A 24,865-nucleotide genomic window follows, 5' to 3' on the forward strand; every position below is an offset into this window, starting at 1 on the left:
TCCCCTTCTCCCCGTCACTGTACGGGGAGAAGGTGCCGGCAGGCGGATGAGGGGCGGCGCCAGCTTACGATATAGCCAGCGAAACCGCCGCTCGTAAGGCGCCCCTACCCCACCCACTTCTCGTAGTCGGACACCAGAAGGTGAACCGGCGCCATATCCTCCTCGACGTTGGAGAAGCGGCCGATCGGGTCGCGGAAGACGTTGTCGGTGAGGTCGTCGTTGACGGTCGAGACCTCGCCGATCAGCACGTCCTTGCCCTCGGCCCAGAAGGCGTGCCAGACGCCCGGCAGCAGCGTCACGCTCTGGCCCGGGTCGAGCTTCAGGAGACCGCCGGCGGGCAATCTGGTGATGGTGCCGTCGACCGGCACCGACACTTCCGCCTTCGGATCGATGCCGCCGTCGCGGTCGTGCATGAACAGTTCCAGCACCAGCTTGCCGCCGCCGCGATTGATGATGTCTTCGGCCTTGATGTTGTGGCGGTGCATGGGCGACAGCTGGTCCTTGCGCGAGATCATGATCTTCTCGGCGTAAAGCATGCCCATGCCGAGCTTCATGTCCGCGTAGCGGCCGTTGCGGACGGTAAAAAGGAAGAGACCAAGCTCATCGAACTTCTCCTGGCCGTAGTCGGTGATGTCCCAGCCGAGACGCGAGCTGAAAATGGCCGAGGAGTCTGCCTTGTGCGCCTTCATCTCTTCCGGCGACCAGTAGGCGAAGGGCGGCATGATGTAGCCGAACGAGCGGATGAAGGCGTCGGCTTCGCGGATGATGTCGTTGATCTTGGAGCGCTTCATGGTCGTTTTCCTTCCGGCCGCTGCCTGCTGAAATCTGCCAACCCGAATATCGCAATGCCGGTCCGCTGTCGACGCAAACTGACGGCTCTGGCCTCGTGACATCCGGCCGGATCAAGCCCATAACCCCAACCGGTTTTTGATTGCGCATGTCTTTGTCCCGGACCGGTTCCCACTTTCGGGAGACATGCTTTTGAACGGTGATCTTCATGGCAAGCATAGACGATCTCGACACGCCGGCGATCCTGATCGACGCGGCCCGCGCCGAAGCCAACATCGCAAAGGCGCAGGCGCATGCCGACCGCCACGGGCTGAAGCTCCGCCCGCATATCAAGACGCACAAGCTGCCCTACTGGGCGAAGAAGCAGGTCGCGGCTGGCGCGGTCGGCATAACCTGCCAGAAGATCGGCGAGGCCGAGGTGATGGCCGATGCCGGGCTTGAGGACATTTTCCTGCCCTACAACATTCTCGGCCGCGCCAAGCTGGAGCGGCTGAAGGCACTGCATGGCCGCGTCACGCTGTCGGTCACGGCGGACAGCCACGAAACGCTGTCAGGGCTAGCCGCGACCTTCACCGATACCGGCCACCCGCTGCCGGTGCTGGTCGAATGCGACACCGGCATGGGCCGCTGCGGTGTGCAGAGCCCGGCCGAAGCGGTTGCACTGGCGAAAGTGATCGACCAGGCCAGAGGACTAACCTTCGGCGGGCTGATGACTTATCCGGCGGCGGGCCGCGCCGCCGAAGCCGAGGCGTGGCTGCAGAACGCGCGCGAGACGCTTGCGGCGGCCGGGCTCGAATGCCGGCGCATCTCCAGCGGAGGCACGCCGGACATGTGGCGCTCGGGCGAGGACAGCGTCGTCACCGAATATAGGCCCGGCACCTACATCTATCTCGACCGCTACCAGGTCGCCAAAGGCGTCGGCACGCTCGACGATTGCGCGCTGACGGTGCTGGCCACCGTGGTCAGCCACCCGACGCCCTCCCGCGCCATCCTCGACAGCGGCAGCAAGGCTTTGTCCTCCGATACGCTAGGACTGCCGGATTTCGGCGAGCTGCTCGGCGTGCCCAGCGCGCGAGTGACTGGATTGAGCGAGGAGCACGGCAACGTCACGCTTTCAGACGGCGGCGCCCTGCGCATTGGCGAGCGCGTGCGCGTGGTTCCCGATCATTGCTGCGTGGTGACGAATTTGTTCGACCAGGTGCATCTGATCGACGGCGACAAGGTGCTGGAAACGCTGCCGGTGGCGGCGCGGGGGAAGATGGCCTGAGGATCCTGAGACGCACGCAGATGTTTTAAGTTCGTCTAGGCTGGCGGGCCAGCGCCCCCCTGTCCTGCCGGACATCTCCCCCACTTTGGGGGAGATTGGCGGCTCGGGCGTCGCGCCCTCCTCCAAACGCTGAAAGTTGGCGAAAGCAATCGCACCATCCTTGTGGGGGAGATGTCCGGCAGGACAGAGGGGGCGAGAAGGAACGCGACAGACCGCTATTGATCCGAAATCTACTGCCGCTCAGCCTGCCGCGCCGCAACCCTGCGCATCGCGATCACGCGGCGCCTGAAAATCTCCGTGCGGATCGCCATCAGGTGCAGCGCGAAGAACAGCACGGTGAAGCCAAGCGCCATCACGGCGAGCGGCCACAGCATCGAAGGGTCGATGGTCGGGCCGCCGAGGCGGAAGACCGAGGCCGGCTGGTGCAGCGTGTTCCACCAATCGACCGAGAATTTGATGATCGGGATGTTGATGAAGCCGACCAGCGTGATGATGGCGGCGGCCCAGGCGGCGCGGCCGGCGTCGTCCAGTGCGCGGGTCAGCGCGATAATCCCAAGATACATGAGGAAAAGCACGAAGACCGAGGTCAGCCGAGCGTCCCACACCCACCAGGTGCCCCACATCGGCTTGCCCCAGATCGAGCCGGTGATCAGCGCGAGCGCGGTGAAGGTGGCGCCGATCGGAGCCGCTGCCTTCAGCGCCACGTCGGCCAGCGGGTGGCGCCAGACCAGCGTGCCGAGCGCCGAGATCGCCATGATGGTGTAGCACATCATCGCAAGCCAGGCGAAAGGCACGTGGATGTACATGATGCGCACCGTGATGCCCTGCTGGAAATCCTCCGGCGCGGTGAAGCTCATATAGAGGCCGACGCCGAGCAGTATCGCCGCGGTCGCCGCGAGCCACGGAATAACCTTGTCGGCCAGCCCGACGAAGCGGGTCGGGTTGGCGAGATCGATCCAGCCGGCGAGGCGTGAGGTGGTGTCGCTCATGCCGATCTAAATAGACCGGCGATGCATCAGGGGCAATCGGAAGGTTGTCGCACTCTCTCCTTCTCCCCTTGTGAGAGAAGGTGGATCGGCGCGCGAGCGCCGAGACGGATAGGGTGCGCGACGGAGTGAGACGCTGGTCTTCCTGGAACACCTTCATCTGTCGCCTGCGGCGACACCTTGTCCCACAGGGAAGAAAGCTTACGCCGCTTCCGTCACCGGACGGCTGAGGCGACGGACCTCCTCGTCGTTGAGCAGGCCGCCGGCGCGCAGCAGGGCTGCGAATCGGCCGTTGCGCAGCGACAGCTCGGTGAAGCCGCCGTATTCGACCACCTTGCCCTTGTCCATGAAGACGACCAAGTCGGCGTCGCGCACGGTGGTCAGGCGGTGGGCGATGATGAAGGTCGTGCGGTTGCGGCGCAGTTCGTCGATCGCTTCCTTGACTCGGTCCTCGGTCTCGACGTCGAGCGCGCTGGTCGCCTCGTCGAGCACCAGGATCGGCGCATCCTTCAGCACGGCGCGGGCGATGGCGATGCGCTGGCGCTCGCCGCCCGAGAGCTGGCCGCCGCGCTCGCCGACGACGGTATCGTAGCCGCTGCTCTTGGCCAGGATGAAGTCCTGTGCGGCGGCGGCATTGGCGGCGGCGTGCACCTCGTCATTGCTCGCATCGGCGCGGCCGACCCGGATGTTATCCTCAATCGAGCGGTTGAGCAGGCCGGCGTCCTGGAAGACGGTGGCGATCGAGTGGCGCAACGACTTGCGGGTCACCGTGCGGGTGTCGATGCCGTCGATCAGGATGCGGCCGCTGGACGGCGTGAAGACGCGCTGCAGCAGGTTGATGAGCGTCGTCTTGCCGGCGCCGGTCGGGCCGACGATGGCGACGGTCTTGCCGGCCGGCACCTCGAAGGAGACATTCTCGATACCATGGCCCGAATTCGCGAACTCGAAGCTGACGTCCTCGAAGCGCACACGGCCAGTGACGTTGGTCAACTCGCGCAGGCCGTCCGGCTCGGCGGTTTCGGCGGCCGAATCCTCGAGGCGATAGAAATCCTCGAGCTTGGCGCGGGCCTCGGAAATCTGCGTCGTGAAGGCAGACATCTGGTCGAGACGGGCGATCAGCATTCCGGCAAAGCCGGTGAAGGCGACGACGTCTCCGACACGAAGCTGGCCACGGGTGACGAGATAAGCGCCAATCGAGAGCACGATCATCATCGAGATGGTGGACGACAGGCGGTTCAGCGCATTGGCGATCGCCCACCAGTCGAGCACCGGGTTCTGAGCGTCGAGCAGGTCCTTGACGTAGCGCTTCAGCGTCGCGGTCTCATGGCCGATGCGGTTATAGCTCTGCAGCACGGCGACGTTGCTGACGCTGTCGGTCACATGGGCAAAGACGGTGTGGTAGTGGCGCTCGACGGCGGTCTGCCCCGACTTGGTGCGGCGCATGACGATACGGCCGATTCCGACGTAGAGCACGCCGAGGCCAAGCAGCACGATGGACATGCGGATGTCCATGGAAAGCGCGGTCGGCACCAGCAGCACCAGCGCAATGGCCGTCGAGAGATGCACGCGCATGAATTCGAGCCACAGGCTGAACAGGGTCTCGACGGCGCGCAGCAGCGTGTGCAGCGAATTGGACGTGCCGCGCTGGTGGTGCCAGGCGAGCGGCATGGTGATGACGCGCTCGAAGGACTGGCACAGCACTTCCGAACGCCGGGCATGGGCGAAGCGGTCGGCGCCCCGCGACACCAGCACGAAAGCTATGACATTGAAGACACCGAGAGCAGCCCAGACGGCGAGCGTCGAAAACACCGGACCTTTTTCGGAAATGGCGCCGATCACCCGGCCCAAAAGGATCGGCTCGAGAATAGCGATCGCGGCAAGCGCGACGTTGGCGCCGCAGATCAGCGCGACGCGCTTCTTGTCCGCAGCCAGATAACTCAGCGCTCTAAAGTAGATCTGCAGAAGTGACACTTCAGCTACTCCGCCAAACTCTTGTCCGTGCTCAATGTCGGTATTGTGCGCCGCACCATTTTTTGACACGTACCGGTTTATGTGTCGCGAAACAATGCGTCGTCTATCCCTTCCGTTCCCATTTAGCGAACAAAAGATGACGACGGTGCGAAATCTGACGTGATCACCTAACGGTTTGAGATAAAAGGTGAAATGTCAGCCTTGCGGCAAAACAATGGCACCTGCCCAGCGCTGCCACATTTTTAATCACTTGGCGCTTGCTTAGCCGTGCCTGAAGCAGCGTGGGCGCACGCTGCCCGGCCATTGGCCAAAGTAAAACGCCAAGCTCGGCCGCGCATCCCGAGAGATGCGCGGCCTGCAAGGCAAGTCGTTGATCCTACGCAGGTATCTTGACGACGACGTCGGTCATCTCGCCGGCCTTCGGTTCGAAAGACCATGATTTGGTCTTCGAACCATTGACTTCAAGCGCGATCGACTTGGTCTTTTTGTCGCGGATGACGCGAACCTTGATTTCGCCGCCGAACATCTTGAGTGTGGCGGCGTAGCCGTCCCAATGGCCGGGCAGCTTCGGCCTAAACCTGATCTGCTTGCCGCGCCGCTCGATGCCGAGGATTCCTTCCACCGCGGCCCGGTAGAGCCAGCCGGCCGACCCCGTGTACCAGGTCCAGCCGCCGCGGCCGCCTTTTCCTTCGCCGGCGTAGATGTCCGCCGCCACGACGTAAGGCTCGACGCGGTAATGCTCGGCCGCCGCCTCGTCCGAGGCGTGGTTGACCGGGTTCAGCATCGAGAAGCAGCGATAAGCCTCGTCGGTGCGTCCCATCTCGGCCAGCGCGATGACGAACCAGGTGGCGGCATGGGTGTACTGGCCGCCGTTCTCGCGCACGCCCGGCGGGTAGCTCTTGATATAGCCGGGATCCTTGTCGCTGTTCGAGAAGGGCGGCGTGAACAGCTTGACGATCTTGTGCTTGTCGTCGACGAGCATCTTCGTCGCCTGCTCCATGGCCGTGGTCGAGCGGGCAGGATCCCCCTCGCCCGACAGCACGCTCCAGGACTGGGCGATGGAGTCGATCTTGCACTCGTCCGAATTGCGGGAGCCGAGCGGGCTGCCGTCGTCGAAGCTGCCGCGCCGGTACCACTGGCCGTCCCAGGCCGTGCTCTCCAGCGCCCGCTTCAGCAGGTCCGCGTGCTTCGTCCAGGCCTGCGCCCGCTTGCCATCGCTCTGTCCCTTGGCGATGGGGGCGAAGTCACCCAGCGTCTTCAGCAGGAACCAGCCTAGCCAGACGCTTTCGCCCTTGCCGCCCTCGCCGACACGGTTCATGCCGTCGTTCCAGTCGCCGCCGAGGATCAGCGGCAGGCCGGCCGGGCTGCTGCGCTTGATCGCCAGATCGAGCGCCCGCGCGCAGTGCTCGTAAAGCGAGGCTGTGGTCTTGGTGATCTCGGGCGTGAAGAAGGCGTCGTGCTCGCCCTCGCCAAGCTCCTGCCCGTCGATGAACGGTATCTGCTCCTTGAGGATGGCGGCATCGCCCGTCACCTCGATGTAGCGGGCCGTCGCGTGCGCCAGCCACACGACATCGTCCGAGATCATGGTGCGCACGCCGGCATCGGTGCGGGGCAGCCACCAGTGCTGCACGTCGCCCTCCTGGAACTGCCGGCGGGCGGCGTTGAGAATCTGGTCGCGCGCCAGCTTCGGATCATGCGCCAGCAAGGCCAGCGTATCCTGCAACTGGTCGCGGAAGCCGAAGGCGCCGCTCGCCTGGTAGAAGGCAGACCGCGCGCGGATGCGGCAGGCCAGGCTCTGGTAGGGCAGCCAGTGGTTGACCATGGCGTTGAGCGCCTTGTCCGGCGTTTCGACCTGAATGGTGTCGAGGAAGCCGCGCCAGACGCGCTCATTGTCGGCCAGACGCCGGTCGAAATCCTTCTCCCTGTGGGTCTGGACCAGGGCGCTCGCCTCGGCGGCCGTGGCGGCGTCGCCAAGCAGCCAGAACAGCGTCACGTCGCCGCCGGCCGGAATGTCGATATCGCTGGCGATCACCGCGCACGGATCGTCGCCTGCCTCGACGCGGCCGGACAAAGCAACTCCGCCAAGCACGGCCTGCGGATATTCGGTCGTGCCGTGCCTGCCGACGAACTCGCCGCGGTCGGCGGTCACCGAATGAACAGGCGCTGTCGCGGCAAGGAAAGCCACCCGTTCGCCGAAGTCGAGCCCGTAGGGGTTCTGCGCCAGCATGGCCCCCGTCGCGGCGTCCCTGGTCGGCACGATGGTTGCCGCCGTGCGCGAGCGATGGCCGCCGAGCACCCACTCGGCATAGGCATAGACGCGCAGCCTTGCCGGCGCGGGGCCGGCATTCTGGATGCGCAGCCGGGTGATCTTCACCGGATCCACCGGGTCGACCACCTGCGTCAGATCCATCGACAGCGGCCCGCGCTTCGAGCGGAAGGTCGAGAACCCCTGCCCGTGCCAGGTCTCGTAGGTCATCGAGGGATCGCGCACCACCGCGGCCATCGGCGAGAACGCCTTGCCGCTCAACTGGTCGTAGATATAGAAGCCCTCGCCCGGCCGGTTCGACACCGGGTCGTTCGACCACGGCGTCAACTGGTAGTCGCGGCTGTTGCGGCTCCAGGTGAAGCCGGCGCCCTCGGCCGAGACGTGGAAGCCGAAGGAAGCGTTGGAGATGACGTTGATCCAGGGCTGCGGCGTCACACGACGGCCGGTCAGCCGCGTCACATAGTGGCGGCCGTCGCCATCGAAGCCGCCAAAGCCGTTCCAGAGGCCGAGGCCGGTGCCGTCGGCGGCAATATCGGCTCCCCCCTCGCTTGCCCGCGTCGGCTCAGGCAGTGGCGGCGACGGCTGGCGAGCCGGAACGCCTTCCGCCTGCTGCAACGCGTCGCGGGCCTGCAATGCCGCCGTCTCGGCCCGCTCGAGCTGGTCGAAGATGGTGCCGTTGCGGGTGTGGAGCGCGACACGCGCGACCGACAGCAGGGTCTTGTAGGTCGGCTCGTCCATCAGGTCGCGGCGCACGGCGAAGATGTGCTGACGGGGGCCAAGCTCGCGACCACGCAGGCGGCTGTTCTCGCACAGCGTCTCCACTGCGCGCTGCAGGTCCTGCACGTAGGAGGATGCCTGCTCGTTGACGACGACGAAGTCGATCATCATGCCGCGGGCGCGCATGTATTCCTGGAAGCGCAGCGCCTGGGCGACGATCTCGAGATCGGCGACGTCGCCGATGCGCACCAGGAAGATCGGGAAATCGCCGGAGATGCTGGTCGGCCAGAGGCTCGATTGGCGGCCGAGGCCCGAGGCGATGGAGTCGGCGGGCAGACGCAGGAACGGATCGGGATAGATCAGGTAACGCGCCAGCTTCTGCACATTGGCGGCATCGGTCAGGCTGAGGCCGAGATGGCGCGTCTGCACCTGGCTGCGCGTCCAGGCGAGCATCGCCTGGCGGGCGAAGCTCTCCTGATGATCGAGGCGGCCGATCGCCTCGTCGAGCTCGCCGCGGTTGGCGCCGACGACGGTCCAGAAGGTCAGCGAGATCTTCTTGTTGGCCGGCACGCGCACCTGGCGGCGAAGTGCCGCCACTGGGTCGAGCGTGAAGCCGTGGCTGCCGGAGAGCCGGGCGCCGGGGTCGAAGGCGGCAGCGTCGGCGATGGTGCGGCCACGGCCGATGAAGGCGCGGCGATCGGTTTCGGCCTCGGCGTCGCGCGAGGGACCCGACGGATCGGTGACGAAATGCACCATGGTTAGGTCGGGCTCGTTCTTTTCGCGCTTGCGCCTGGTGGCGAAGATCGCGCCGTTGTTAGCGGAGATCTCGGTCTCGACGAACATCTTCGAGAACGCCGGATGGGCGTTGTCGGAGGCTTCGTTGCCCAGCACCAGCTCGGCAAAGGACGTCACCTCGATGTGCCGGTCGGTGGGGCCGTCATTGTAAAGCGTGACGCGCCGGCCTTCGCCATTGCCTTCGGAAATGACGATGCACTCGACCTCCGAACGCAGCGAGCCGATCGATTTGGTGAAGCTCGCCTTGTCGTCGGCAAACAGCGTCTGCACGCGCTCGCCCTCGGCGCGCTTCGGCTCGGCGGTGGCCGACCACCAGTCGCCGGTCGCGGTGTCGCGCAAGAAGATATAGGAGCCGAGACGGTCTTCGCTCGGGTCCGGTTGCCAACGGGTGACGGCAAGCTCGCCGAAGCGGCTGTAGCCGGAACCGGTGGCGGTGACCATGACCGAGTAACGGCCATTCGACATGACGTTGGTCGCGCGCAGCGCCTTGATCGGATCAAGGATGATGCGGCTGTCCGGGCTCTCGGTCTCGGTCTCGTCCTTGGAGCGCTCGTCGGCCTCGGTCCTGACGGTAGCGGCCGGGATGTCGCGCGGCGCCTTCTCCTGCAAGAGGAGTTCGGCCGATTCTATCACCGGATCGCTGTGGAAGCGTTCGCGCAGCCGACCCTCGAAGATGGCGTCCGCCACGGCGGCGATCGACATGCCCGAATGGTGGGCCATGTAGTTCTGGACGACCGCGTGGTCGGTACCTTCCGGCACGCGCTGCGGCGTGAAATCGACCGCATCGTAAAAGCCGTGCCGGCCGAGCGCGCCGATCGCGCGCAGCCGCATCAGGTTCTGCATCGCCTCACGCGGGTTGAACTGCGCCGCCAGGATGGTGGCGTAAGGCGCGATCACGGTGTTCTGGCCGAGGCCGCGCTTCAGGCCGAGACCGGGCACGCCGAAGTTGGTGTACTGATAGGTGAGCTCGCGGTCGCGGGCATTGTAGGCCGCTTCCGAGATGCCCCAGGGCACGTTTTTCGAGCGCGCATACTGGATCTGGCGCTTGATGATGAGCTTGCTGGTCTGGTTGAGGATCGAGCCCTGCGGCTCCTTCATCACCAGCGGCGGCATCAGGTACTCGAACATCGAGCCCGACCAGGACATCAGCGCGCCCTTGAAGCCGATCTCGACAATCGGCCTGCCGAGCCGGAACCAGTGCTCGGTCGGCAGGTCGCCCTTGGCGATGCCGAACAGGCTGGTCAGCCGGGCCTCGGAGGCGAGCAGATCGTAGCAGCTCTCGTCGAGCTGGTGCTCCTCGACGCGATAGCCGATCGACAGGAGCTTGCGCTCCTGCCGCATCAGGAAGGAGAAATCCATCTCGAAGGCGTAGCGGCGGCAGCGCCCGCGCAGCGCGAGCAGCTTGGTGCGGAGCGCCGAGACCGCGCTTTCGTCATTGTGCGAATCGTGCACATGCGCCTCGCAGGTCGCCTCCAGCCTAGCCGCCCAGTCGGCGATGACGTCGCTCTTGGGCGACGCCGCCTCGACGTGGATGGCCGTGGCGAGCTTGCGGATCTCGCCGGCCAGCACCGCGAGATTGATCGTGCGGATCGAGGCCATCTCGGGCTGCGCCTTGATGGTCATCACTGCCCGGCGCATGCCGTCGAGGCGGTCGGCAAGACGCTGGCGCAGCGGCCGCAGCTGGCGGCGGTCGTCGGGCAGTTCCTCCAGGCTCTCGTCGAGGATGGTGACGGTGTCGAGGATGCCCTCGAAATCGCCCTGCAGGTGGACGGAAGGCGCCTCGGCCCATTCGGCGCAGGCCGCGGCCACGGCGACCAGATGGCCGGCGAGATTGCCGCTGTCGACCGCCGAGATATAGAGCGGATAAAGCGGCTTCAGCGTCGTCGTGTCGTACCAATTGTAGAGATGCCCGCGATCGCGCGGCATGTTCTCGATGGTCGTCATCGTGGCGTCGATGCGGGTGATGGCATCCGACAGGCTGATCCAGCCGAAGTCGCGCGCCGACACCACCGAGAGCAGGTAGACGCCGATGTTGGTCGGCGAGGTCCGCGGCGCCACCACTGGCGCCGGGCTTTCCTGGAAATTGTCGGGCGGCAGATGGTGATGCTCGGCCGTCACGAAGGTCTCGAAATAGTGCCAGGTGCGACGCGCCACGGTGCGCAGCGCATGGATGTCGGCGGCGGAAATGCGCAGCCTGTCCTCGGTCTCGGCCGAGCGGCTGATCCAGCAGGCGACGGCGGGCGAGCCGATCCAGAAAATCGCGAAGAAGAAGGCGACGAACGCGCCGGTGGAATCGGCCAGCACCGGAACGGCAAGGCCGACCACGCCGATGATCACGGCGCCATACATCATGCTGTAATAAGCGCCGAGATCGCTGCCGCCGGTCTTGTGCGCCTGCGAGGCGGTGCGCCACTCCAGAAGGTTCTGGCGGCTGACGAAGAGCCGGTAAAGAGTGCGGACGATGGCATCGCCCATCATCCAGGCGAGGTGCGCCATCAAAAGCACCTTCAGCGCCACCAGCGCGGTGCCGAACACAGTGTCGCGCGCCAGCGCCGAGAAATGGCCGCGAGGCGTCTGGTCGCCGCTCTTCGGCAGGATGCCGTTGACGATGTCGAAAGTCGGGGCCATGAACAGGCTGAGGATCATCAGCGCCTGCCACTGCGCGGCCTGCGTGAACGGCAGCAGCGTCCAGCCGGCGATACAGGCCATCACCCAGAAGATCGGGGTCACCGAGCGGCGGAGGTTATCGACCATCTTCCAGCGCGACAGTGCCGGAACGCCAGAGCGCGGATCGAACATGAAGCCGAGCAATTGCCAGTCGCCGCGCGCCCAGCGGTGGTGGCGTGAGGCGTCGACCGAGTAGCGGGTCGGATAGTCCTCGACCAGTTCGACATCGGTGACGAGCGCGGCGCGCGCCAGGGCGCCTTCGAGCAAATCGTGGCTGAGGATGGTGTTTTCCTCGATGCGGCCCTTCAGCGCCGTTTCGAAGGCGTCGATATGGTAGAGGCCCTTGCCGGTGAAAGTGCCGTCGCCGAAGACGTCCTGATAGACGTCGGACACGGCAAAGACGTACGGGTCAAGACCGCGATTGGCCGAGAAGACGCGCTGGAAGAAGGAGGCATCGTCGCCGCTGGTGAGCGAGGCGGTGATGCGCGGCTGCAGGATGGTGTAGCCGGCTGTGACGACGCGCTTTGCCGGATCGAAATGCGGACGGTTGAGCGGATGCGCGAGCTTGCCGACAAGGCTCGAGACGGCGTCGCGGGTGGTGCGCGTATCGGCGTCGAGCGTCATCACATAGGTGACTTTGTCCGGCAGCGGCACATCGAGCGGCAGGAAGGTGGTATCGCTGTCGCCGCGCAGCAGAAGGTTGAGCTCGTGCAGCTTGCCGCGCTTGCGTTCCCAGCCCATCCAGCAGCCCTGGGCCTGATTGTAGAGCCGGCGGCGATGCAGAAGATAGAAGCGCGGAGCACCTTCCGACGGGTAGCGGGCGTTCAGCCTGGCGATCTCGTCGCGGGCATATTGCAGGATCTCGATGTCGGCTGCGTCGATTTCGGTTTTGGAATCCGGCCAGTCGGACAAAAGCGCGAAATGGATCTCTTCTGCCGTGTTGGCGAGATGATGCACCTCGATGTTGCGGATGTTTTCCTCGACGTCGTCGCGCGACCCGATGAGCGAAGGCACGACGACCAGCGTGCGCGCTGAGGTGGGGATGCCGTGCTTGTAGTCATAGCCGACTAGCCGCGTCGGCTTGAGGAAGAGCGCCACGACGGTGTTGAAGAAGGCCAACGCGCCTTCGCTCGCCGGCACCGCGAACAAAGCCAGCATCAGCGTGATCGCCCCCGCCGAGAGGCCGAGATTGGCAAGCGCGTTGCCGGACAGCACAAGCAGGAGCACCGTCAGCAGGAAGACCGGCACGACGATGCCGAGCCAGCCGGTGGCGGCAAAGGCGCGCTTGAAAGTCACATAGAAGGGAGCCCGGTAGCCGATCGCCTGTTCCAGCTCCGGCCGACGCGGTCCGACCAGGAAGAAGCCGACATCGGTATGCACGGAGGGGTCGGCAGTTTCCGGCACGCCGGACGCATCGGTGACCCCAGGCATGTGGCCTGCAAGCTCGATCGCCGTTTCGGCGACGCGGAATTCGGAAAGGTCGGAGCGGCGCGCAAGCTGCTCGATCGCGGTGCGATACTGATCGCGCGAGAAGAAATCGAGCGCGGCGAAATCGGTCTTCTCGCGCAGCAGCGTGTCGATGCGGCTGACGCCCTCGAACCAGACCGTCCAGTCGACGTCGTTGATGAGGCGCAGGCCGCGGATGATATTGCCGGTGGTGACGTTGCCGCTGGACAGCGTCTGATGCTCGGAGATGATGATCTCCTCGGCGTCGGAGCCGGTCTTCTCGAGCTCGCCCTCCAGCCATTCCAGCGCGCGGCCGGCGTTCTGCGAACCGTCACGCAGGCGATAAAGGAGCTGGGTGGCGAAAGTGGTATCCTGCGCATGCGCGGCGTAGCTCGACAGGATCCTGGTCCGGTCGGCATTGTCGTCTGTCGCCAACACCCGGTCGGCGACCTCGTTGGCGATCTGGCGCATCTCTCTGGTACGGTTGACGCGCACTGCGATGCGTCGGAGGTTTTCGATCAGCACGAACCGCAGCAGCGACGGCAACGCCCAGAGCTCGCCGATCTTCAGCGGCTCGACCGATTGAAAGCCCTCGACGATGGCCTTGAACATGGTCGCCGAGACGGCGCTGTCGGAATGCTCGACATAGCTCCAGGCGACGACGAAGGCGCGCGGCAACGCCGTGCCGCCCGCAAGCTTGAGCGTCGGCAACTGGCGGTAGAAACGGCGCGGCAGATCGCGCTTGACCTGAAATATGGTCTCTTCGACCAGGTAGTTGTTGTCGAGCAGCCATTGCGCCGCGGGCGTGATCGTCTCGCCCTTGGCCTGGGCGGCGTTGGTCGAACGGTAGACTTCGAGAATCTTCTTGGCGCTATCGCGGATGCGGGCCTGGAATTCGAACGGCGAAAGCCCGAACAGGTCCCTGACATCGCCCTTGGCGAGTGCTGCGCCCAGCGCGCGCAGCCGGTCTTCCGGCAGGAAATTGGAGCGTATCGGCGCTTCCGTGACGGTCGGGAAGCCGGCACTAGTTTGTTCGATCTTGGCGGGATTCGTCTGGATGTTCATTGATTATTCCGTAAGGCGGGGCGCGATGCGGCGTCACCGCCACGGCAATGGCCCTAAAACCGGTTCAAATGCAATCTGTTGCATGGCAGGTTCGGCCGAAAGTTTGTTTGCGCTCCATGACAGGGGCGTCCCCTTTCGACAACTCAAGGGCGAACGCCCCTCGCTTCCCGCCCCGGGTCCGATCAGGGAAAGGATTCAGGCTTTTTCGTGATACATGCAAGGGGCCAGGCGATATTTCGCCCGAGCCGCGATCATGTTTGGCAACAGCCGTTAACCATTGGCGGCGGTGACGCGCAGGCGGATCACAAAAATCAGCTCATGCCCTTCAGGCTGGAGGCGCAGTTTCTGGCTCTGCTGATCGAGGACGAGCGCATCAAGCGGTCCGAGGCTGGCAGCGGTGTCCGTGAGGACTGTGACGCCACCGCCAACCGGCAAGATAATCGTCGTGCCGTCGGTCGACCTTATCTCGACTTCACCCGAAACAGGCAAGCGCTCGACCGTATGGCTGATGCAGCCGCGGCGGCTCATGACGTTGAGATCGGTGATCGGGCCGCCCATCAACGTGGCGCGGGTCGGCACGTCGCCGGGAAAAGGAAGCGGCGCCGAGGCTGGCGTCAGCCGCGCCGGCGGTCGAGAGGCGATGTCGAGCATAATGCCGTCGCCTTCCAGCACCGACAGCGTGCGGTCGATGCCGGCGAAGCTGGAGAATGGCCCGCTGGTCTCGACGCGCGCCATGGAGATGCGCCAGTCGAAATCCTCGAGACCGGCGCCATCAGGCGAGACGGCGATCTCGGTGGTCGTGCCGCCGCCGTTCTTCCACGGCATGACGCGATAGCCGGCGGCACGAAGGATGCGCATCGGTTCAACCCAGTATGCCCGGCAGGTTGAGCTGGTGCTCCTTCGCGCACTCGATGGCGATGTCGTAACCGGCATCGGCGTGACGCATGACGCCGGTCGCCGGGTCGTTCCACAGCACGCGCTCCAGGCGCCTGGCCGCGTCAGGCGTTCCGTCGGCGACGATCACCATGCCGGCATGCTGCGAGAAGCCCATGCCGACGCCGCCGCCGTGATGCAGCGAGACCCAGGTGGCGCCGGACGCGGTGTTGAGCAGCGCGTTGAGCAGCGGCCAGTCGGAAATGGCGTCGGAGCCATCCTTCATCGCCTCGGTCTCGCGGTTCGGCGAGGCGACCGAGCCGGAATCGAGATGGTCGCGGCCGATGACGACCGGCGCCTTGATCTCGCCCTTGGTCACCATTTCGTTGAAGGCGAGTCCCAATCGGTGGCGGTCGCCAAGCCCGACCCAGCAGATGCGCGCCGGCAGGCCCTGGAAGGAGATGCGTTCGCGCGCCATGTCGAGCCAATTGTGCAGATGCGTGTTGCCGGGGGTGAGTTCGCGCACCTTGGCGTCGGTCTTGTAGATATCTTCCGGATCGCCCGAGAGCGCAGCCCAGCGAAACGGGCCGATGCCGCGGCAGAACAGCGGACGGATGTAAGCCGGCACGAAGCCGGGGAAGGCGAAGGCATTTTCGAAACCCTCGTCCTTGGCGACCTGGCGGATGTTGTTGCCGTAGTCGAGCGTCGGCACGCCGGCGTTCCAGAACGCCACCATCGCCTCGACATGCTCCCGCATCGACGCGCGCGCCGCCTTCTCCACCGCCTTCGGATCGCTGACGCGCTTCTCGCGCCATTCGGCCATGGTCCAGCCCTTGGGCAGATAGCCGTTGATCGGGTCATGCGCCGAGGTCTGGTCGGTGAGGATATCGGGGCGGATCCCACGCCTGAACATCTCCGGCACGATCTCGGCGGCATTGCCGAGCAGGCCGACGGACTTCGCCTCGCCGGCCTTGGTCCAGCGCTCGATCATTTCCATCGCCTCGTCGAGCGTCTCGGCCTTCTCGTCGAGGTAGCGAGTGCGCAAGCGGAAGTCGATCGAGTCCGGATTGCATTCGATGGCGAGGCAGGAGGCGCCGGCCATGACAGCGGCCAGAGGCTGGGCGCCGCCCATGCCGCCGAGGCCGGCGGTCAGGATCCACTTGCCCTTGAGATTGCCGCCATAGTGCTGGCGGCCGGCCTCGACGAAGGTCTCGTAGGTGCCCTGAACGATGCCTTGCGTGCCGATATAGATCCAGGAACCGGCCGTCATCTGGCCGTACATCATCAGGCCCTTCCTATCGAGGTCGTTGAATTTTTCCCAGGTCGCCCAGTGCGGCACGATGTTGGAATTGGCGATCAAGACGCGCGGCGCGTCCTTGTGGGTGCGGAAGACGCCGACCGGCTTGCCCGACTGCACCAAGAGCGTCTCGTCCTCGCCGAGCGTCTTCAGTGACGCGGCGATGCGGTCGAAATCGTTCCAGGTGCGCGCCGCCCGGCCGATGCCGCCATAGACCACGAGCTCGTTCGGGTTCTCGGCGACCTCCGGATCGAGATTGTTCATCAGCATGCGCAGCGGTGCCTCGGTCGTCCAATAGCGGGCGTTGAGCTTGTCGCCGCGCGGCGCGCGGACTTCACGAATGTTGTGGCGAGGGTCGGTCATGTCGGCAGTTCCCTTTCGATCAGGTGCGGCGGGAGCGTCAGCGCGCCGCCCAGGCAATCGCGGTTTCGAGAATGGTTTTCAGCGTGGCGCGGATCGGCGCCGCGTAGGTTGGGTCGTAAGGCACCGGCCAGTTGTCTGGCGCGCCCTTTTCCGACGGCTCGCGCATATAGCCGCGGTTCGAGAGCTCCATCTGCAGCGCATGGACGCCGTTTTGCGGCCGGCCGAAACTTCTGGTGATCCAGCCGCCCTTGAAGCGGCCATTGACCACCCAGGACTCGCCGCTCGCCGCGAGGATGGCGGCTACCTTTTCCTGCAGCGATGGCTCGGTGCTCTTGCCGTCATTGGTGCCGAGATTGAACACCGGCAACGTGCCTTCGAACAGGCGCGGCAGCACCGAGCGAATCGAATGGCAGTCATAGAGCACGATCTTGTCGTGCATGCCGCGCAGACGGTCGATCTCGGCCTGCAGGGCGGCATGGTAAGGCGCGAAGTAAGTCTCGCGGCGCCGGTCGATCTCGGACGGCGTCGGCTCCTCGCCCATGCGGTAGAGCGGATCGCCATCAAACGTGTCGGTGGGGCAGAGCGTGGTCGTCGCCTGCCCAGGATAGAGCGAGACGCCGGAAGGATCGCGGTTGACGTCGATGACGGTGCGCGAGATGGCGGTGTGGACGACTGTGGCGCCAAGATCGTTCGCGAAGTCGTACAGCTTGTCGATCCACCAGTCGCAGTCGCGGCGGCCGAGCCAGGTCGAGACCAGCCGGCTGTCGAGGCCCGCAAGGTCTATGCCGGTGTGCGGGATCGAGACCAGCAGCGGCGCCGTACCGCGTGTGATGGTGAGCCAGGGCGTGGTCATTGGAGCGCTCCAAGGGTTGGAGCTCTACGGCGCCCCCCTCTGTCCTGCCGGACATCTCCCCCACGAGGGGGGAGATCAGATATCACGCCGGCTTTCGCCAATCGTCCACGTTGCAAGAAGGAGCGGGGCGTCAAAGTTGTCAATCTCCCCCCTTGTGGGGGAGACGTCCGGCAGGACAGAGGGGGGCGTGAAGGATCGCGACCTATCAGAGCATTCAATCTCATGACGCAATCCCCGGCAGCGCCACCGCAGCCGCCGCCTTAACCGCCGCGCCGCTGCGGACCAGGGCGATCGCCTTTTCCATGTCGGGGTGGAAATGCCGGTCGTTGTCGAGATGCGGCACCTCGGCCCGGACCAGCTTGCGCACCGTTTCCAGCGCTTCGCTCGAGGCGAGCGGGGCGTGGAAATCGCAACCTTGCGCGGCTGCCAACAGCTCGATGCCGATGACGGCCGTTGCATTCTCGATCATGCCGAGCAGGCGGCGCGCGCCGTGCGCAGCCATCGAGACATGGTCTTCCTGGTTGGCCGAGGTCGGGATGGAATCGACGCTCGCCGGATAGGCCTTCTGCTTGTTTTCCGAAACGAGCGCCGCCGCCGTCACCTGGGGGATCATGAAACCGGAATTGAGGCCAGGCTTCGGCGTCAGAAATGCTGGCATGCCGGAGAGCGCCGGATCGACCAGCATGGCGATGCGCCGCTCCGACAGCGAGCCGATCTCGCAGACCGCAAGCGCGATCATGTCGGCGGCAAAGGCCACCGGCTCGGCGTGAAAATTGCCGCCCGAGAGCGCGGTGTCGTCCTCGGCGAAGATCAGCGGGTTGTCGGTGACGCCGTTGGCTTCAGTCTCGAGCGTGTCGGCCGCCTTGCGCAGAACGTCGAGCGCGGCGCCCATCACCTGCGGCTGGCATCGCAGGCAGTACGGATCCTGCACGCGCTCGTCACCGACGCGGTGCGATTCACGGATGGCGCTGCCGGCCATCAGATTGCGCAACGCGTCCGCGGTCTCGATCTGGCCGCGATGCTTGCGCAACAGATGAATACGCGGATCGAAGGGTGCGTCCGAGCCGCGGGCAGCATCGGTCGACAGGGCGCCGGCGACCAGCGCCGACTGGTAGAGCGTCTCGGCTTCAAACAGGGCGGCGAGCGCGAAAGCGGTCGAGAACTGGGTGCCGTTGAGCAGCGCCAGGCCTTCCTTGGCCCCGAGCGTGACCGGTTCCAGCCCATGTGAGACGAAGGCAACCTTGGCCGGGAAGCGGCCATGCGGGGTAAAACATTCACCGACGCCGATCATGACGGCCGTCATATGCGCGAGCGGCGCAAGGTCGCCCGAGGCGCCGACAGAACCTTGTGCCGGTACCACCGGGATGACGTCGTTGGCGAGCATTCCCTGGAGCAGGTCGATGGTCTCGGCGCGCACGCCGGAAGCGCCCTGGGCGAGGCTCGCCAGCTTCAGCGCCATCATCAGCCGCACCACGGGGGCCGGCATCGGTTCGCCGACGCCCGCGGCGTGGGAAAGCACGATGTTGCGTTGCAGCGTTTCGAGATCGTTTGCCGGAATGCGAACGCTGGCGAGCTTACCGAAGCCGGTGTTGATGCCGTAGACCGGCTCGCCTTTGGCGACGATGCGGGCGACGGCTTCGGCGCTGGCCTTGATCTTCGGCCGGCAGGAATCGTCGAGCTTCGGCACGGCGCCGCTATAGATGGCCCGCCAGTCGGCAAGCGTCGCGCTGCCGGGCTTCAGGATCAGTTCGGTCATTGTCCTCTCCAGATGCGGGCATGGAGCGGATTGAAGCCCATGCGATAGACAAGTTCGGCCGGACGCTCGATATCCCAGACGGCAAGGTCGGCCGATTTGCCGGCTTCCAGCGTGCCGGTCCTGTCGAGAAGCCCCAGCGCACGCGCGGCCTCGCGGGTGACGCCGGCGAGGCATTCGTCGACGGTCAGGCCAAAGAGCGTCGCGGCCATGTTCATGGTGAGCAGCAGCGAGGTGAGCGGCGAGGTACCGGGATTGGAGTCGGTGGCGACCGCCATCTTCACGCCATGCCGGCGGAACAGCTCGACCGGCGGCCTCTTGGTCTCGCGGATGAAATAGTAGGCGCCGGGCAGGATGGTCGCGACGGTGCCGGACCCGGCCATCGCCGCGGCGCCCTCCTCATCGGTGTATTCCAGGTGATCAGCCGACAGCGCGCCGTAGCGCGCGGCAAGCGCGGCGCCATGCAGGTTGGACAACTGGTCGGCGTGAAGCTTCACCGGCAGGCCAAGCGCTTTCGCCTTATCGAAGACGCGCGCGATCTGTTCCGGTGAGAAGGCAATGCCCTCGCAAAAACCGTCGACGGCGTCCGCGAGCTTTTCGGCGGCAACCGCCGGGAGGATCGTGCCGGCGACGAGATCGATGAAAGCGTCCTTGTCGCCCCTGGCTTCAGGCGGCAGCGCATGGGCGGCGAGACAGGTCGTAAGGATCGTAATTGGACGCTCACTGGCCAGACGGCGGGCAGCGCGCAGCGATTTTTTTTCATTGTCGGCATCGAGGCCGTAGCCGGACTTGACCTCGACGGTCGTGATGCCCTCGGCCATCAGCGCGTCGAGGCGGGGCAGCGTCTGGGAGACGAGCTCGTCTTCGCTCGCGGCGCGCAGCGACTTGACCGAGGAGACAATGCCACCCCCTGCCCTCGCCACCTCCTCATACGTGGCGCCGGCCAAGCGCATCTCGAACTCGTTGGCGCGGTTGCCGGCGTAGACAAGGTGGGTGTGGCAGTCGATCAGGCCGGGGGTGATCCAGCGGCCCTGGCAATCGACCGTTTCGCCGCCCTGCCCGGCGGCTGCCGGCAGGTCGGCCTCCGATCCGGCATAGACGATCAGCCCGTCGCGCGCGGCGATCGCACCTTTCTCGACGATGCCGAGACCGGCAGCACCCTCGGTCATGGTCGCCAGGCGCGCATTGCGCCACAGACGAAGGCCGCTCTTTCCGTTTGCTCCACCCATCATCTTTTCCATTTGAAAGGATGACGATTATGTATATACATATTGAAACGCGACGCAAGTGTTAATGTCGCTCGGGCATTCGGATTGGGAGTTTGGACGTGACGGCGATCTTTGCGGAACAGGCGCTGCTGCCCGGCGGTTGGCGGGGCAATGTGAGGATCGCTTTCGACGGCGGCCGTATCTCTGAAGTCGAAGCGGGCTCTTCGGCACACGCCGGCGACGAACGCCACGCCATCGTTCTGCCCGGCATGCCCAATCTGCATAGCCACGCCTTCCAGCGCGGCATGGCGGGGCTTGCCGAACTGCGCGGTCCCTCGGCCGACAGTTTCTGGAGCTGGCGCGAGGTGATGTACCGCTTCGCGCTGTCGATGACGCCGGACCAGGTCGAGGCGGTCGCGGCGCAGCTTTATGTGGAGATGCTGGAAGCCGGGTTTTCGCGCGTCGGCGAGTTCCACTACCTTCACCATGATCGCGACGGGCAGCCTTACGCCAACATCGCCGAGATGGCGGAGCGGATCGCGGCTGCCGCCGCCGACACCGGCATCGGACTGACGCTGCTGCCGGTCTTCTATGCCCATTCGGCCTTCGGCGGCGCTGCTCCCAACGAAGGCCAGCGGCGATTCATCAATGATGTCGAACGCTTCGGACGTCTGCTTGAGAAAACTCGCGAGGGCGTTCGCTCGCTTGAGCAAGCCGTCGTCGGCCTCGCGCCGCACAGCTTGCGCGCCGCAACGCCGGACGAACTCAACGCCGTTGCCGCAATGGCGCCGAACGGGCCGATCCACATCCATGTCGCCGAGCAGGTGAAGGAAGTCGAGGACTGCATCGCCTGGTCGGGCAAGCGTCCGGTCGAGTTCCTGCTCGGACATGCTGAGGTGGACAGGCGCTGGTGCCTGATCCACGCCACACACATGACCGAAGCCGAGACCATCGCCATGGCCAAGGCCGGCGCCATCGCTGGCCTCTGCCCGATCACCGAGGCCAATCTCGGCGACGGCATTTTCGCCGCCCCCTCGTTCATCGAACATGGCGGCCGCTTCGGTGTCGGCTCCGATTCCAATGTGCTGATCGGCCTGACGGACGAGCTTCGGCAGCTCGAATATTCGCAGCGCCTTGCCCACCGCGCCCGCAACGTGCTGGCGCGCGCCGGCGGCTCTACCGGCCGCGCGCTGTTCGATGCCGCGCTCGATGGCGGCAGCATCGCGCTCGGCGCCGGCCCCTCAACTCTCGCCGTCGGCAGTCCGGCCCATTTCGTCTCGCTCGATGCCAGCCACCCCTTGCTTGCCGGCAAGGCGGGCGATGCCATCCTCGACGCCTGGATCTTTGCCAATGGCAGCAAGGTCGATTGCGTCTGGGTGCATGGCAAGAAGCAGGTGAGCGGCGGCAGGCATGTCAAACGCGAGGCGGTCGCCGGGCGATTCCGCAAAGTGATGATGGCGCTTTCCGAGGGCTGATCCCGATGAGCATGGCCGAAACGGCAGAGATGGAAGACGGCGAGACCCTGTCGCTGCACCAGCGGATCCTGTCCGACATCCGGGAAAAAATCCTGTCGGGTGCATGGGCGCCCGGCCATCGCATCCCGTTCGAGCACGAGCTGACGGCTCAATATGATTGTTCGCGCATGACGGTGAACAAGGCGCTGTCGCAGCTCGCCAAGGCGGGGTTGATCGAGCGCCGCCGCCGCTCGGGCAGCTTCGTGCGCCAGCCGCAGTCGCAGGCGGCGGTGCTGGAACTGCACGACATCAGGATCGAGGTCGAGGCGCTCGGCCTGCCCTATCGTTATGAACGGCTGGAGCGCATGAAACGGCGCGGCAATGCCGAGGATCGGTCGCTGCTTGGGCTATCTGCGGGTCCAGTGCTTTGGCTGGAGGGGCTGCATTTCGCCGGCGAACGGCCATTCGCGCTCGAGCAGCGCCTGATCAATCTTTCGGCGGTGGGCGAGGCCAGCGAGGAAGAATTTCTCGACATTGCGCCCGGCCCCTGGCTGATCGGACGCGTGCCGTGGAGCGAGGCCGAGCACCGTATCCGCGCCATGGCGGCTGACGAAACTATCGCCGACACGCTCGACATCGATCCCGGCGCGCCCTGCCTGGTGGTCGAGCGCCGCACCTGGAGCGCCGAGCATCCGGTCACGCATGTGCGCTTCATCTATCCGGCGGAAAGCCACACGCTTGTGGCGCGGTTCACGCCTTCGCAGGGATGAGCAATCTCCCCCTCGTGTGCCCACGAGGGGGAGATTGGCAGTTTTAGCGCCTTACAGCGCCGCCGTGATAATGATCTCGACCAGATATTCCGGGGTGGCAAGCTTGGCTTCGCCGGTGGCGCGGGCGGGCGTGTGGCCCTGCGGCACCCATTTGTCCCACTCCGAATTCATCTCGGCGAAGGTGCCCATGTCGGCCAGCCAGATGATCGCCTGCACGATCTTGGTCTTGTCGGTGCCAGCCTTGGCCAGCAATTCGTCGATGGTCTTCAGGATGTCGCGAGTCTGCGAGGCGACGTTGCCGCCGGGCTCACCGACCTGGCCGGCCAGATAGACGGTGTTGCCGTGAATGACGATCTGGCTCATGCGCGGGCCGACATCGATACGACGAATGCTCATGGGAGGTTCCTTCTTTTCCAGGGTCGCGCCTGTTTAGAGTTCGTGCCGGCTCCGGGCAAGGCCGACCGGCGCGAAACCGATTGAGCCAATTTATCGGCTCCGGACCGCTTCCGTGTACACGGCGAGTTGACCGATCTGGACACAATTCCGCCGAACCGGCATGTTGACTAATGTAATAACATCACATATCGACGAGTACTCTCGAATTCGTGTCCGATCCGGAACGTCTGATGACAAATGCCTGCCTGACCTTCCGCGACCTGACGCTCGGTTACAACAGCCATCCCGCCATCCATCACCTCAACGGCACGGTCCGAAAAGGCTCGCTGACTGCCGTCGTCGGCGCCAACGGCTCGGGCAAGTCGACGCTGATGAAGGGCATTGTCGGCGTGCTGAAGCCGATGGAGGGCACGGTTGTCCGCGCGCCCGGCGTGCGCACCGCTTATCTGCCGCAGCAGTCGGAGCTCGACCGCAGCTTCCCGGCGCGGGTGGTCGACCTGGTCTCGCTTGGCCTGTGGCCGAAGCGCGGCATGCTCGGACGCTACACCAAAGAGGATCGCGAGTCGGTCAGCAAGGCGCTGATGGCGGTCGGGCTCGGCGGCTTCGAGAAGCGGCCGATCGACACGCTCTCCGGGGGTCAGCTGCAGCGCACGCTGTTTGCCCGCGTGCTGTTGCAGGATGCCGACCTCATCCTGCTCGACGAGCCGTTCAATGCCGTCGACGCAAAGACCGTCGGCGACCTCATCCAGCTAATAAAGCGCTGGCATGGCGAGGAGCGCACGATCATGGTGGTCGTCCACGACCTCGATCTCGTGCGGCGGAATTTTCCCGAGACGCTGCTGCTCGCCCGCCAGCCTGTCGCCTGGGGCGACACAAAAGAGACGCTCAGGCCTGAAAACCTGCTCAAGGCGCGGCGTTTTCACGAGGCCTGGGAAGAGAACGCGCCCTGGTGCGAGCCCGATGACCATGGCCATGATCACGCACACGACCACCATGATCACGCTCATCGGCATGATCACCACCACGGTTCCGGACCGAGGGCGGCGTGATGGAGTTTCTCTACGCCCTGTTCATCCAGCCCTTCGCCGATTTCGCCTTCATGCAGCGGGCGCTGTTCGGCTCGCTGATGCTCTCGCTCGGCGCCTGCCCGGTCGGCGTTTTCCTGATGCTCAGGCGCATGAGCCTGTCGGGCGATGCGATGGCGCATGCCATCCTGCCAGGCGCCGCCGCCGGCTTCCTGTTCTATGGCCTCGAAATCCTGCCGATGACCGTCGGCGGGCTGATCGCCGGCATCATCGTCGCGCTCGGCGCAGGGGCGGTTTCGCGCTTCACCATCCAGCGCGAGGACGCCTCGATGGCGGCCTTCTATCTGATCTCGCTCGCCATCGGCGTGCTGATGGTGTCGATCCGCGGCTCGAGCGTCGACCTGATGCATGTGCTGTTCGGCACCGTGCTGGCGCTCAACAACGAGGCGCTGATCCTGATCTGCGGCATTGTGGTTGTGACGCTCGCCTGCCTCGCCATCTTCTGGCGGGCGCTGGTCGCCGAATGCCTCGATCCGCTGTTCCTGCGCTCGGTGAGCCGCATGGGCAGCCCGGTCCATTTCATCTTTCTTGGGCTGGTCGTGCTCAACCTTGTGGGCGGTTTCCAGGCGCTGGGCACGCTGCTCTCGGTCGGGCTGATGATGCTGCCGGCCGCCGCCGCGCGCTTCTGGACGGTTCGCGTCGAGCCGATGTGCGCGCTGGCGGTGCTGATCGGCTTTGCCTCCTGCATAGCCGGACTGCTTTTGTCCTATCACGCCTCGCTGCCGTCCGGCCCGGCTATCATCCTTTCGGCCGGCGTCGTTTATTTCTGCTCGATCCTGTTCGGCACGCGCGGCGCGCTGCGCGCCCGTATCGTGCATCACCGCCACCGCACAGCTTAATCCCC

15 protein-coding genes are annotated in these 24,865 nt (G+C 65.3%); 5 read left to right on the top strand and 10 right to left on the bottom strand.

Going from position 1 to position 24,865, the window contains the following annotated elements:
• Window positions 1-104: 104 nt before the first annotated feature.
• On the bottom strand, window positions 105-791 hold the full coding sequence (locus tag CK218_RS19565) for a D-lyxose/D-mannose family sugar isomerase (RefSeq protein ID WP_095828582.1): 687 nt from the start codon (window positions 789-791) through the stop codon (window positions 105-107).
• Window positions 792-997: 206 nt separating this feature from the next.
• Here CK218_RS19565 and CK218_RS19570 point away from each other — a divergent pair, with 206 nt between their 5' ends.
• Window positions 998-2,056 (top strand): D-TA family PLP-dependent enzyme, encoded by a 1,059-nt coding sequence (locus tag CK218_RS19570; RefSeq protein WP_095828652.1) that lies wholly within the window; start codon window positions 998-1,000, stop codon window positions 2,054-2,056.
• Window positions 2,057-2,286: 230 nt separating this feature from the next.
• Here the strand turns inward: CK218_RS19570 and CK218_RS19575 are convergent, their stop codons facing one another.
• From CK218_RS19575 to hutI, 8 genes are all read right to left on the bottom strand, one after another.
• Window positions 2,287-3,045, bottom strand: coding sequence for a heme ABC transporter permease (locus tag CK218_RS19575; RefSeq protein ID WP_067000549.1), 759 nt, complete (start codon window positions 3,043-3,045; stop codon window positions 2,287-2,289).
• A 198-nt stretch (window positions 3,046-3,243) separates the two neighbouring features.
• Window positions 3,244-5,013: a glucan ABC transporter ATP-binding protein/ permease gene (locus tag CK218_RS19580; RefSeq protein WP_067000546.1), complete on the bottom strand. Its 1,770-nt coding sequence runs from the start codon at window positions 5,011-5,013 to the stop codon at window positions 3,244-3,246.
• Window positions 5,014-5,389: 376 nt separating this feature from the next.
• Complete coding sequence (locus CK218_RS19585) at window positions 5,390-13,969, bottom strand: glucoamylase family protein (RefSeq protein ID WP_095828583.1); 8,580 nt, start codon at window positions 13,967-13,969, stop codon at window positions 5,390-5,392.
• Between the two features lie 270 nt (window positions 13,970-14,239).
• Window positions 14,240-14,827 (bottom strand): HutD family protein, encoded by a 588-nt coding sequence (locus CK218_RS19590; protein WP_095783203.1) that lies wholly within the window; start codon window positions 14,825-14,827, stop codon window positions 14,240-14,242.
• A gap of 4 nt (window positions 14,828-14,831) precedes the next feature.
• Window positions 14,832-16,502, bottom strand: coding sequence for a urocanate hydratase (gene hutU / locus CK218_RS19595; protein ID WP_095828584.1), 1,671 nt, complete (start codon window positions 16,500-16,502; stop codon window positions 14,832-14,834).
• Between the two features lie 37 nt (window positions 16,503-16,539).
• Window positions 16,540-17,355 carry an N-formylglutamate deformylase gene (gene hutG, locus CK218_RS19600; protein WP_095828585.1) on the bottom strand — a complete coding sequence of 272 codons (816 nt, stop codon included), beginning with the start codon at window positions 17,353-17,355 and terminating at the stop codon, window positions 16,540-16,542.
• Window positions 17,356-17,575: 220 nt separating this feature from the next.
• Entirely contained in the window at window positions 17,576-19,111 is a 1,536-nt protein-coding gene (hutH, locus tag CK218_RS19610; RefSeq protein WP_095828587.1) for a histidine ammonia-lyase, read from the bottom strand.
• On the bottom strand, window positions 19,108-20,337 hold the full coding sequence (gene hutI / locus CK218_RS19615) for an imidazolonepropionase (protein ID WP_179294538.1): 1,230 nt from the start codon (window positions 20,335-20,337) through the stop codon (window positions 19,108-19,110). The genes hutH and hutI overlap by 4 nt, the downstream gene beginning before the upstream one ends.
• Before the next feature lie 98 nt (window positions 20,338-20,435).
• On the opposite strand from hutI, the gene CK218_RS19620 reads away from it, so the two are divergent.
• Both CK218_RS19620 and hutC read left to right on the top strand, forming a co-directional pair.
• Window positions 20,436-21,791, top strand: a complete 1,356-nt coding sequence (locus CK218_RS19620; RefSeq protein ID WP_095828654.1) for a formimidoylglutamate deiminase — start codon at window positions 20,436-20,438, stop codon at window positions 21,789-21,791.
• A gap of 5 nt (window positions 21,792-21,796) precedes the next feature.
• Window positions 21,797-22,540: a histidine utilization repressor gene (gene hutC / locus CK218_RS19625; RefSeq protein WP_095783198.1), complete on the top strand. Its 744-nt coding sequence runs from the start codon at window positions 21,797-21,799 to the stop codon at window positions 22,538-22,540.
• Window positions 22,541-22,591: 51 nt separating this feature from the next.
• Here the strand turns inward: hutC and CK218_RS19630 are convergent, their stop codons facing one another.
• Window positions 22,592-22,936: a RidA family protein gene (locus tag CK218_RS19630; RefSeq protein ID WP_095778583.1), complete on the bottom strand. Its 345-nt coding sequence runs from the start codon at window positions 22,934-22,936 to the stop codon at window positions 22,592-22,594.
• A 230-nt stretch (window positions 22,937-23,166) separates the two neighbouring features.
• On the opposite strand from CK218_RS19630, the gene aztA reads away from it, so the two are divergent.
• Both aztA and aztB read left to right on the top strand, forming a co-directional pair.
• Entirely contained in the window at window positions 23,167-23,985 is an 819-nt protein-coding gene (gene aztA, locus CK218_RS19635) for a zinc ABC transporter ATP-binding protein AztA (RefSeq protein ID WP_095828588.1), read from the top strand.
• On the top strand, window positions 23,985-24,860 hold the full coding sequence (gene aztB / locus CK218_RS19640; RefSeq protein WP_095828655.1) for a zinc ABC transporter permease AztB: 876 nt from the start codon (window positions 23,985-23,987) through the stop codon (window positions 24,858-24,860). Before aztA ends, aztB begins: the two co-directional genes overlap by 1 nt.
• Window positions 24,861-24,865: the final 5 nt, after the last annotated feature.

The sequence above is a fragment of the Mesorhizobium sp. WSM3879 genome, assembly GCF_002294915.1.
In the GTDB taxonomy this organism is placed as follows: Bacteria; Pseudomonadota; Alphaproteobacteria; order Rhizobiales; family Rhizobiaceae; genus Mesorhizobium.

Bases quoted from the DNA above. Each gene is read 5' to 3' on its own strand.
- CK218_RS19565 (WP_095828582.1), bottom strand. From the start codon at position 791: ATGAAGCGCTCCAAGATCAACGACATCATCCGCGAAGCCGACGCCTTC.
- CK218_RS19570 (WP_095828652.1), top strand. From the start codon at position 998: ATGGCAAGCATAGACGATCTCGACACGCCGGCGATCCTGATCGACGCG.
- CK218_RS19575 (WP_067000549.1), bottom strand. From the start codon at position 3,045: ATGAGCGACACCACCTCACGCCTCGCCGGCTGGATCGATCTCGCCAAC.
- CK218_RS19585 (WP_095828583.1), bottom strand. From the start codon at position 13,969: ATGAACATCCAGACGAATCCCGCCAAGATCGAACAAACTAGTGCCGGC.
- CK218_RS19590 (WP_095783203.1), bottom strand. From the start codon at position 14,827: ATGCGCATCCTTCGTGCCGCCGGCTATCGCGTCATGCCGTGGAAGAAC.
- hutU (WP_095828584.1), bottom strand. From the start codon at position 16,502: ATGACCGACCCTCGCCACAACATTCGTGAAGTCCGCGCGCCGCGCGGC.
- hutG (WP_095828585.1), bottom strand. From the start codon at position 17,355: ATGACCACGCCCTGGCTCACCATCACACGCGGTACGGCGCCGCTGCTG.
- hutH (WP_095828587.1), bottom strand. From the start codon at position 19,111: ATGACCGAACTGATCCTGAAGCCCGGCAGCGCGACGCTTGCCGACTGG.
- hutI (WP_179294538.1), bottom strand. From the start codon at position 20,337: ATGGGTGGAGCAAACGGAAAGAGCGGCCTTCGTCTGTGGCGCAATGCG.
- hutC (WP_095783198.1), top strand. From the start codon at position 21,797: ATGAGCATGGCCGAAACGGCAGAGATGGAAGACGGCGAGACCCTGTCG.
- CK218_RS19630 (WP_095778583.1), bottom strand. From the start codon at position 22,936: ATGAGCATTCGTCGTATCGATGTCGGCCCGCGCATGAGCCAGATCGTC.
- aztA (WP_095828588.1), top strand. From the start codon at position 23,167: ATGACAAATGCCTGCCTGACCTTCCGCGACCTGACGCTCGGTTACAAC.
- aztB (WP_095828655.1), top strand. From the start codon at position 23,985: ATGGAGTTTCTCTACGCCCTGTTCATCCAGCCCTTCGCCGATTTCGCC.